The following is a 10,703-nucleotide window of genomic DNA, read 5'->3' as shown; positions in this document are numbered from 1 at the left end:
TCCGTCCGGACCGAAAGGCGAACGCGGCGCGGGGCGCCGGGAATTCAATTCCCGGCGCCCCGCGCCCTTTTCTTTTCCGTGCCCCGTCCGACCCTGTCAGGTCCTGCCTCCGCGGTGCTCTTGCGCCGCACTTGCGGCGTGCTACCGCGGCACTTCCCATGCTCGAACGAGCCCCTCGAAAAGGCCGTCTAGAGGGGTTTCCAGGGGGACTGTTAGGGGTTGTCGGGCCGCTTCGGCGAACCATAAATTTGCCGCACAGGCTGCGCCAATAGGGTCGACGAGAGAACTGGAATGCGTCGCGAATATCGGGCAGCTTTTCCATTAATTGAGCTGGCTGGTCGTTTCCCAGGGGTGGTACTGGATGGCGAACGAAGAAACTCTTCGGGATTACCTCAAGTGGGTCACGGCCGATCTGGCCAAGACCAAACAGAGGGTGAAGGATCTCGAATCGGCGCAGCAGGAGCCCATCGCCGTCGTCGGCATGGGCTGCCGGTTCGCCGGCGGCGTCGAGAGCCCCGAGGACCTCTGGCGCCTGGTGGCCGATGGTACCGACGCCATCTCCGGCTTCCCCCGTACCCGGGGCTGGGACCTGGAGCGGCTCCTCGGCACCGACGGCTCCGCCGCCGGCACCTCCGCCACCCGCGAGGGCGGATTCCTCCACGACGCCGGCGAGTTCGACGCCGCGTTCTTCGGGATCTCCCCGCGCGAGGCCCTCGCCATGGACCCCCAGCAGCGCCTCCTCCTGGAAACCTCCTGGGAGGCCGTCGAACGCGCCGGCATCGACCCGGCCTCGCTGCGCGGCACCGCCACGGGCGTCTTCGTCGGAACCACCAGCCAGGACTACGCGACCCTGCTCCAGCAGGCGCCGCCCGAGACCGCCGGCTACTTCCTGACCGGTACCGCCGCCAGCGTCGTCTCCGGCCGCATCGCCTACGCGCTCGGCCTCGAAGGCCCCGCCGTCTCCGTCGACACGGCCTGCTCCACCTCCCTCGTCGGCATGCACCTCGCCGTCCGCGCCCTGCGGGCCGGCGAGTGCGAACTCGCCCTCGCCGGCGGTGCCACCGTGATGTCCACCCCCGCCGCCTTCCTCGGCTTCAGCCAGCAGGGCGGCCTGGCCGCCGACGGCCGCGTCAAGGCGTTCTCCGGCGCCGCCGACGGCACCGCCTGGGGCGAAGGCGTCGGCGTGGTCGTCCTGGAGCGCCTCTCCGACGCGCGCAGGAACGGCCACCCGGTCCTCGCCGTGGTCCGCGGCTCCGCCGTCAACCAGGACGGCGCCTCCAACGGCCTCACCGCCCCCAACGGCCCCTCCCAGCAGCGCGTCATCCTCCAGGCGCTGACCAGCGCCGGACTCACCCCCGCCGACGTGGACGTGGTCGAGGCGCACGGCACCGGAACCACCCTCGGCGACCCGATCGAGGCCGACGCGCTCCTCGCCACCTATGGCCAGGGCCGCCCGGACGACCGGCCGCTCCACCTCGGTTCGCTGAAGTCGAACATCGGCCACACGCAGGCCGCCGCCGGCGTCGGTGGCGTCATCAAGATCGTCCAGGCGCTGCGGCACGGCATGCTGCCCAAGACCCTCCACGTGGACGAGCCCACCCCGCACGTCGACTGGAGCGCCGGCGCGGTCCGGCTGCTGACCGAGGCCCGCGACTGGTCCGCGGGGGACCGCCCGCGCCGCGCCGGCGTCTCCTCGTTCGGCATGAGCGGCACCAACGCCCACCTCATCCTCGAAGAGGCCCCGCCCGCCGAGGCCGTCGAATCCGCCGAATCCGCCGAGCCCGCCGCGCCGGTCGCGTCCGCGCAGGACGCGGGCACCGCCCCGCGCCACCCCGCCGTACCGGACCGCCTCCTGCCCTGGATCGTCTCCGGCCGCACCGAGGACGCCCTGCGCGCCCAGGCCGACCGCCTCGCCCGCGCCTTCGCCGACACCGCAACCGCCCCCGCGGCCACCGACATCGGCCACGCCCTGGCCACCACGCGCACCGCGTTCACCCACCGTGCCGTCGTCCTCGGCCCCGACCACGTCGCCGGGCTGGCGGCCGTGGCCGACGACAGCTCACGGTCCGGCGTGGTCAGCGGCACGGTCCGCACCGGCCGGACGGGTTTCCTGTTCACGGGTCAGGGTGCGCAGCGCGCCGGGATGGGGCGCGGGCTGTATGCGGCCTTCCCGGTGTTCGCGGAGGCGTTGGATGCCGTGTGTGCGGAGATCGACCCGGTGTTGGGGCGTTCGCTGCGGGAGGTGATGTTTGCAGCCGAGTCTGCTGAGCTGGACCGTACGGAGTTCACGCAGCCGGCGCTGTTCGCGATCGAGGTGGCGCTGTTCCGGCTCGTGGAGAGCTGGGGCATGCGCCCCGACTATCTCCTCGGGCACTCCATTGGTGAGATCGCCGCCGCGCATGTCGCCGGGGTGTTCTCCCTCTCTGACGCGGCGCGGCTGGTCGTCGCGCGTGGTCGGCTGATGCAGGCGCTGCCGGCTGGTGGTGCGATGGTGTCGGTGCGGGCTGCCGAGGCGGAGGTGGCCGAGCTGGTCGCCGCGTACGAGGACGTGAGTATCGCGGCCGTCAACGGGCCGAGTTCTGTCGTGGTCTCGGGTGCCGAGGACTCGGTGACCGCCATCGCGGGTCTGCTGGCCGGGCGGGGTGTGAAGACCAAGCGGCTCACGGTGAGCCACGCGTTCCACTCGCCGCTGATGGACCCGATGCTGGACGAGTTCCGTGCCGTCCTGGGGTCCGTCGACTTCGCCGCGCCGACCCTCGCCGTGGTCTCCAACCTCACGGGTGAGGTGGCTTCCGCGGAAGAGCTCTGCTCGCCCGACTACTGGGTGCGGCACGTCCGCGAGGCCGTCCGCTTCGCCGACGGCGTCACCACCCTGCACGCGCAGGGCGTGTCCCGGTTCGTGGAGCTGGGCCCGGACGGCGTGCTGGCCGCGATGGGCGCCGAGTGCGTCGAGGACGGCGTGTTCGTGCCGGTGCTGCGCAAGGGCCGCGACGAGGCCGAGTCGGCCGTGACGGCCGCCGCCCAGGCCTACGTCCACGGCGCACCGGTGGAGTGGGCGGCGTTCTTCGCCGGGACCGACGCCCGGAACGTGGACCTCCCGACGTACGCCTTCCAGCACCAGGAGTTCTGGCTGAAGCCGTCCGAGGACCCGGCGTCCCCGGCCCCGACCGCCGAAGCCGACGCCGCCGACGCGGAGTTCTGGGCGGCGGTGGAGCGTGAGGACCTGGGTGCTCTGGCCGAGGCCCTGGACGTCGAGGGCGGTTCGCTGGGTGCTGTGCTGCCGGCGCTGTCTTCGTGGCGTAGGCGTCGGCGTGAGCAGTCGGCGGTGGACGGGTGGTGCTACCGGGTCACGTGGAAGCCGTTGGCCGAGCCGGCGTCGACGGAGTCGGCTGGTTCGTGGCTGGTGGTGGCGGACGAGGACGGTCCGCTGACCGAGTGGGTGGCCGGTGCGTTGGCCGGGCGGGTTGTGGTCGTGCCTTCGGGTGAGGGCCGGGTGGAGCTTGCCGGGCGTGTGGCCGGGCTGGTGGACGGTGTCACGGGTGTGGTGTCGTTGCGCGGTCTGGTCGGGACGCTGGAGCTGGTCCAGGCTCTGGGTGATGCCGAGTGCGAGGCGCCGCTGTGGTCCCTGACGCAGGGTGCCGTGTCGATCGGCCGTTCGGACGCGTTGCGTGCGGAGGGTGTGGAGCAGTCCCTGGTGTGGGGCCTGGGCCGGGTCGTGGCCCTGGAGCACCCGGGGCGTTGGGGTGGTCTGGTCGACCTTCCCGAGGTGCTGGACGAGCGGGCTGCCGCTCGTGTGCGGGGGCTGTTGTCGGGTTCCTCGGACGAGGACCAGGTCGCGGTGCGTGCGGCGGGTGTCTATGGCCGTCGCCTGCGGCCGGCCGAGCCGTCCTCGTCCGATTCCGAGGGTTGGCGTCCGCGCGGGACGGTTGTGGTGACGGGTGGTACGGGTGCGCTGGGTGCGCATGTGGCGCGCTGGCTGGTGGCCGAAGGCGCCGAGCACGTGGTGCTGACCAGCCGTCGGGGACTTGATGCGCCCGGTGCGAAGGAGCTCGCGGACGAGCTCGGCTCCGATGCGGTGCGGGTGTCTGTTGTGGCCTGTGATGTGGCTGATGCCGGTCAGGTCCGTGCGCTCGTGGAGGGTCTGGAGGTGGACGGCCCGGTCCGGGGTGTCGTGCACGCGGCCGGTGTGGAGCAGCTGAACGCGTTGATGGCGGGTTCGGCGGAGGAGTACGCCCGCGTTTTGGCGGCGAAGGTGGAGGGTGCCCGTCATCTGGACGCCCTGTTCAGTGAGCCCTCCCGGGCCGGGGAGCTGGACGCGTTCGTGCTGTTCTCCTCGATCTCCGCGACGTGGGGTTCCGGCGGCCAGGGTGCGTACGCGGCGGCGAACACGTATCTGGACGCTCTGGCGCAGTGGCGTCAGGCGCGCGGTCAGGTGGCGACCTCCGTCGCCTGGGGCCCCTGGGGCGGCAGCGGCATGTCCGTACGGGACGGCGCGAAGGAGGCCCTTGAGAAGCGCGGCCTGCCCGTGATGGACCCGGCCCTGACCGTCGCCGCGCTGCGGCACGCGGTCGGCCGGGACCACGCCACCACCACCGTGTGCGACGTGCGCTGGGAGCTCTTCGAGCCGGTGTTCACGGTGACCAGGCCCAGCCCGCTCCTCTCCGAACTGCCCGCCGTACGGGCCCTGGCCGAGGAGGCGGCCGCGCACGACACCGCCGGCGCGGGCGCCGCGTCCGGGGCCGGCGACGGTCTGCGGGCCCGGCTCGCGGGGCTGTCCGCGGCCGACCGGCGCCGTTGCGTGCTGGAACTCGTACGGACCGAGGCGGCCTTCGTGCTCGGCCATCCCGACGCCTCGGGGATCACCGGGACCACCCCGTTCCGGGAGCTCGGCTTCGACTCGCTGACCACCATCGACCTGCGCAACCGGCTCGCGACCGCGACCGGGCTGCGCTTCCCCACCACCCTCGTCTTCGACTACCCGACCGCCGGGGAGATCGCCGACCACGTCCTCGACGGGCTCGGCGACGACGGACCGGCGGCCCCCGCCGACGCGTCCGCCGTCCCGGAGCGCGCCCCGCGCCCCACCGACGAGCCCATCGCGATCGTCGGCATGAGCTGCCGGTTCCCCGGCGGCGTCACCTCCCCCGAGGAGCTGTGGCGGCTCGTCGCCGACGGCGTGGACGCCATCGGCCCCTTCCCCCGCGACCGGGGCTGGAACGTGGACGCGACCGACGGCGGCCCCCTGCGCGAGGGCGACCACACCCTGGACGCCGGCTACCTCGACGGCGCGGGCCGTTTCGACCCCGGCTTCTTCGGGATCTCGCCCCGCGAGGCCCTCGCCATGGACCCCCAGCAGCGCCTCCTCCTCGAAGCCTCCTGGGAGGCCATCGAGCGCGCCGCGACCGACCCGGGCAGCCTGCGCGGCACCCGCACGGGTGTGTTCGTCGGCGCCTCCTACCAGGGATACGCCTCCGACGTGCGGGAACTGCCCGACGAGGTCGCCGGATACCTGCTGACGGGCACCCAGACCGCCGTGATGTCCGGCCGCATCGCCTACGCCCTCGGCCTCGAGGGCCCGGCGGTGACCGTCGACACGGCCTGCTCGTCCTCCCTCGTGGCGCTGCACCTCGCCGTGCAGGCCCTGCGCAACGACGAATGCGACCGGGCGCTGGCCGGCGGCGTGTCCGTCAACGTGACGCCCGCCGTCTTCGCCGAGTTCGCCCGCCAGGGCGGCCTGTCCGGCGACGGCCGCTGCAAGGCCTTCTCCGCCGACGCCGACGGCACCGGCTGGTCCGAGGGTGTCGGCATGCTCCTCGTGGAGCGGCTCTCCGACGCCGAACGCAACGGGCACCGCGTCCTCGCCGTCATCCGCGGCTCCGCCGTCAACCAGGACGGCGCCAGCAACGGCCTCACCGCCCCCAACGGCCCCGCCCAGCAGCGCGTCATCCGCGCCGCCCTCGCCAACGCGGGCCTGACGCCCGCCGGCGTCGACGCCGTCGAGGCGCACGGCACCGGCACCGTGCTCGGCGACCCCATCGAGGCGCAGGCCCTCCTGGCCACCTACGGGCAGGAACGGTCCGGCGGCGAACCGCTGTGGCTCGGCTCCGTCAAGTCCAACATCGGCCACCCGGCCGCCGCCGCCGGCGTCGCCGGCGTCATCAAGACCGTGATGGCCCTGCGGCACGCCCAGCTTCCCCCCACCCTCCACGTCGACGCCCGCTCGCCGCACGTCGACTGGGCCTCCGGCGCGGTGGACCTGCTCACGGAGGGCCGGCCGTGGCCCGAGAGCGGCCGTGCCCGCCGGGCCGGCGTGTCCTCGTTCGGCGTCAGCGGCACCAACGCCCACGTCATCCTGGAACAGGCCCCCACGGCCCCCGGCACGACCACCGACACCTCGACCGACACCGACGCCGGACACCGTGCCCCCGCCGAGGGCCGGTTCCTGCCGTGGGTCGTCTCCGGCCGCACCGAGGCCGCCCTGCGCGCCCAGGCCGACCGCATGCACACCTACGCGGCGACCGCGACCGCAGCCGGCGGCGCGCTCCCCGACCCCCTCGACGTCGCGTACTCGCTGACGGCCACCCGCGCCGCCCTCGAGCACCGCGCGGTCGTCCTCGCCGACGACCGCGACGGCCTCCTCGCCGGACTCAGGGCCCTCGCGGACGGCCTGACCGACCCCCGCGTCCTGCGCGGCACCGTCGTCGAAGGCAGCCGCGGTGCGGCCGGCCGCACCGCGTTCCTGTTCACCGGACAGGGCGCCCAGCGCAGCGGAACCGGCCGCGAGCTGTACGCCCGCCACCCCGCCTACGCGGACGCGTTCGACGAGGTCTGCGCGCACCTCGACCCGCACCTGGAGCGCCCGCTGCGCGAGGTGCTCTTCGCCGCCGAGGACACCGCCGAGGCCGCGCTGCTGCACCGCACCGACTTCGCGCAGGCGGCCCTGTTCGCCGTCGAAGTCGCCCTGTTCCGCCTCGTCGAGCACTGGGGCATCACCCCCGACCAGCTGCTCGGCCACTCCATCGGCGAGATCGCCGCCGCGCACGTCGCCGGGGTGTTCACCCTCGAGGACGCGGCCCGGCTCGTCGCCGCACGCGGCCGGCTCATGGCCGCGCTGCCCGCCGGCGGCGCCATGGTCTCCGCGGAGGCCTCCGAGGACGAGGTGCTGCCGCTGCTCGCCGACCACGACCAGGTGGCCGTCGCCGCCGTCAACGGCCCCCGCACCGTGGTGGTCTCCGGCGCCGATGACCAGGTCGCCGCCGTCGCCGGGGCCCTCGCCGAACGCGGCGTGCGGACCAAGCGGCTCACCGTCAGCCACGCCTTCCACTCCCCGCTCATGGAGCCGGTCCTCGCCGACTTCCGCAAGGAGGCCGAAGGGGTCGCCTACGCGCCGCCGCGCATCCCCCTCGTCTCCAACCTCACCGGCCGCACCGCCGACCCCGACGAGATCACCACCGCCGACTACTGGGTGCGCCACCTGCGCAACGCCGTACGGTTCGCCGACGGCGTGCGCACCCTCCACGAGCAGGGCGTCACCCGCTTCCTCGAACTCGGCCCGCAGGGCGTCCTGTGCGCCATGGGCCGCACCTGCCTGCCCGACACGGCGGCCGACGGCCCGGCCGCCGGCGCCGACGAGACCCTGTTCGTGCCGCTGCTGCGCCGCGACCGGCCCGAGGAGCACAGCGCGGTGACCGCGCTGGCCCACCTCCACCTGACCGGCAGCGAACCGCACTGGCCGGCCCTGTTCGCCGGAACCGGAGCCCAGACCGTCGACCTGCCCACGTACGCCTTCCAGCACCAGCACTACTGGCTGCACGCCACCCCCGGCACCGCCGACGTCACCACCGCCGGACTGCGCCGCGTCACGCACCCGCTGCTCGGCGCCGCCGTGGCCTCCGCGCACACCGACGAACTGCTGTTCACCGGCCGGCTGTCGCTCGCCCTGCAGCCCTGGCTCGCCGACCACGCCGTCGCCGGCACCGCCCTGCTGCCCGGCACCGCCTTCGTCGACCTCGCCGTCACGGCCGGCGACGAGACCGGCTGCGGCCACCTGGAAGAGCTCACCATCGAGGCGCCGCTGACGCTCGCCGAGGGCGCCGCCCGCGACCTGCGGCTGTGGGTCGCCCCCGCCGACGACACCGGCCGGCGCACCGTCACCGTCCACTCCAGGCCGGCCGACGCGGCCGACGACACGCCCTGGATCCGGCACGCCGGCGGCGTCCTCGCCCCCGACGCACCGGCCCCGCGCCCCGACGACGCGCTCGCCGCCTGGCCGCCCGCCGACGCCTCCCCGGTACCCGTCGACGGCCTCTACGACCACCTCGACACCATCGGCTACGGCTACGGCCCCGTCTTCCAGGGGCTGCGCGCCGCCTGGCGCGGCCCCGACGCCGTCTACGCGGAGGTCGCCCTGCCCCAGGAAGCGGCGGGCGACGCGGGCCGGTTCGGCCTGCACCCCGCCGTCCTCGACGCGGCCCTGCACGCCATGGGCCTGTCCGCCCCCGGCACCCTCGGCGACACCGCCGGGGACTGGGACACCGCCGCCGTGCCCCGCCTGCCGTTCGCCTGGACCGGCGTCACCCTGCACGCCTCCGGCGCCCCCGCCGTCCGCGTCCGTATCCGCCGCACCGGCTCCGACGGGGTCACCCTCACCCTCGCCGACGGCACCGGAGCACCCGTCGCCACCGTCGACTCCCTCGTGCTGCGGCCCGTCGCCCGCGAACAGCTGGCGACCGGAGCGGCCGGCGACGACCGGCTCTTCACCGTCGACTGGACGGACGTCACCACCCCCGACGGCCCCGGATCCCCCGGGGACTGGGCCGTCCTCGGCGACGGCGCGGACGACGTCCTCGACGCGCTGCGGACGGCCGGCGCCACCGCCGCCGTCCACCGCGACGGGCACGTACCCGCCGTCCTCGTCGCCGACTTCCGCACCACGGCGCCCGCCCTGGACACCGACGTCCCGCAGGCCGTCCGCGACACCACCGGGCACGTCCTGGACCTGCTCCAGCGCACCCTCGCCGACGACGCCCTCGCCGGCACCCCCCTGGTGGTGCTGACCGGCGGCGCCGTCTCCACCCGCGCCGCCGAACCGGTCCACGACCTGCCCGGAGCGGCCCTCTGGGGCCTCGTGCGCTCCGCGCAGTCCGAGAACCCCGGCCGGATCGTCCTCGTCGACACCGACGGCGACGCCCGCTCCCTCGCCGCGCTGCCCGCCGCGCTCACCGCCGGCGAACCCCAGCTCGCCCTCCGCGAAGGCCGCCCGGCCGCACCCCGCCTGGTCCGCCTCGCACCCGCCGAAAGCCCCGGCGGCGACCCCGCCGACGGCCCGCACTACGACCCCGACCGGACGGTGCTCCTCACCGGCGGCACCGGCGAACTCGGCCGGCTCGTCGCCCGCCACCTCGTCGCCGAGCACGGCGTGCGCCACCTGCTGCTCGCCGGCCGGCAAGGCCCCGCCGCCGACGGCGTCGACGCACTCGTCGCCGAACTCGACGCGGCGGGAGCCCGTACCACCGTCGTCGCCTGCGACGTCTCCGTACGCGACGACGTGCGCGCCCTGCTCGCGGCCGTGCCCGCCGACCACCCCCTCGGCGCGGTGGTGCACCTCGCCGGCACCGTCGACGACGGCGTCCTGCCCTCCCTCACCCCCGAACGGCTGGACCGCGTACTGCGGCCCAAGGCTGACGCGGCCTGGCACCTGCACGAGCTCACCGCAGGCCGTGACCTGACGGCCTTCACTCTGTTCTCCTCCGCCGCCGGCACCTTCGGCGGCCCCGGCCAGGCCAACTACTCCGCCGCCAACTCCTTCCTCGACGCCCTCGCCCAGCACCGCCGCACCATGGGCCTGCCCGCGCTGTCGCTGGCCTGGGGGCCCTGGGCCGAAGGCGGCATGATCGGCCGCCTCGACGAGAACGACGTACGCCGCTTCGCCCGCTCCGGCATGACCCCCCTCCAGGCCGACCAGGGCCTCGCCCTGTTCGACCGGGCGGGCGCCGCCGGCCGCGCCGTGGCTGTGCCCATCGGCCTCGACCCCGGCACGGCCGCCGGACGGACCGGCGAGGTGCCGCCGCTACTGCGTGCCCTCGTCCGACGCCCCCGGCGTCCCTCGGCCGCCCGGCAGACCCCCGCCGCCGAGAGCGCGGCCTCGCTGCGGCAGAGGCTGCTCGACACCCCCGGACCCGAACGGGACACCGTCCTGCTGGACCTGATCCGCGGTCAGGCGGCGGCCATCCTCGGCCACGCCTCCCCCCACGACGTCGACGTCAGCCGCGGCTTCCTCGACATCGGCTTCGACTCGCTGACCGCCGTCGAACTGCGCACCCTCCTCAACGCGGCCACCGGCCTGCGCCTGCCGGCCACCCTCGTGTTCGACCACCCCACCCCCGAAGCGCTCGCCGCCCACATCCGCGGCGAACTGCTCCAGGAGGAGGAGGTCACCGCGCTCGGCCTGCTCGGCGAGATCGACCGGCTGGAGAAGGCACTGGCACAGGTGCCCGCCGACGACGAGGACCGCGCGAAGGTCACCCAGCGGCTGCGCGAGCTCCAGAGCGCCTGGACCGACGTCCGGTCCACCCCTGGCGGCACCTCCGCCGACGAGATCGAGATCGGATCGGCGACCGCCGACGACCTCTTCGACCTGCTCGACGACGAACTCGGCCTGTCCTGACCCGGCCGGCCACCCGGTGTGGTCCCGGCGACGGGAC

The 10,703-nt window shown here is 74.8% G+C and carries 1 protein-coding gene and 8 pseudogenes; all 9 read left to right on the top strand.

Going from position 1 to position 10,703, the window contains the following annotated elements; translation table 11 throughout:
* Positions 1-334: 334 nt before the first annotated feature.
* Positions 335-6,151 (top strand): annotated as a pseudogene (locus tag BX286_RS38220) (type I polyketide synthase); the annotation flags it as partial.
* An 18-nt stretch (positions 6,152-6,169) separates the two neighbouring features.
* Positions 6,170-6,466, top strand: a pseudogene (locus BX286_RS38215) (ketoacyl-synthetase C-terminal extension domain-containing protein); the annotation flags it as partial.
* 33 nt (positions 6,467-6,499) lie between these two features.
* Positions 6,500-6,607, top strand: a pseudogene (locus BX286_RS38210) (hypothetical protein); the annotation flags it as partial.
* Between the two features lie 60 nt (positions 6,608-6,667).
* Positions 6,668-7,666: pseudogene (locus BX286_RS38205) on the top strand (acyltransferase domain-containing protein); the annotation flags it as partial.
* Positions 7,643-8,107: pseudogene (locus tag BX286_RS38200) on the top strand (hypothetical protein); the annotation flags it as partial. The pseudogenes BX286_RS38205 and BX286_RS38200, both read left to right, overlap by 24 nt.
* Positions 8,105-8,665 (top strand): annotated as a pseudogene (locus BX286_RS38195) (polyketide synthase dehydratase domain-containing protein); the annotation flags it as partial. The pseudogenes BX286_RS38200 and BX286_RS38195, both read left to right, overlap by 3 nt.
* A gap of 30 nt (positions 8,666-8,695) precedes the next feature.
* Positions 8,696-9,217, top strand: a pseudogene (locus BX286_RS38190) (hypothetical protein); the annotation flags it as partial.
* 132 nt (positions 9,218-9,349) lie between these two features.
* A pseudogene (locus BX286_RS38185) lies at positions 9,350-9,823 on the top strand (SDR family NAD(P)-dependent oxidoreductase); the annotation flags it as partial.
* Between the two features lie 15 nt (positions 9,824-9,838).
* Positions 9,839-10,666, top strand: coding sequence for a beta-ketoacyl reductase (locus tag BX286_RS38180; RefSeq protein ID WP_398898932.1), 828 nt, complete (start codon positions 9,839-9,841; stop codon positions 10,664-10,666).
* Positions 10,667-10,703 lie beyond the last annotated feature (37 nt).

The organism is Streptomyces sp. 3211.6 (assembly GCF_003634815.1).
In the GTDB taxonomy this organism is placed as follows: domain Bacteria; phylum Actinomycetota; class Actinomycetes; order Streptomycetales; family Streptomycetaceae; genus Streptomyces; species Streptomyces katrae_A.
The sequence above is the reverse complement of the archived record's forward strand: the minus strand, read 5'-3'. Positions and strand labels throughout refer to the sequence as shown.

Coding starts and splice junctions, on each gene's coding strand:
- BX286_RS38180 (WP_398898932.1), top strand. CDS start 9,839: ATGGGCCTGCCCGCGCTGTCGCTGGCCTGGGGGCCCTGGGCCGAAGGC.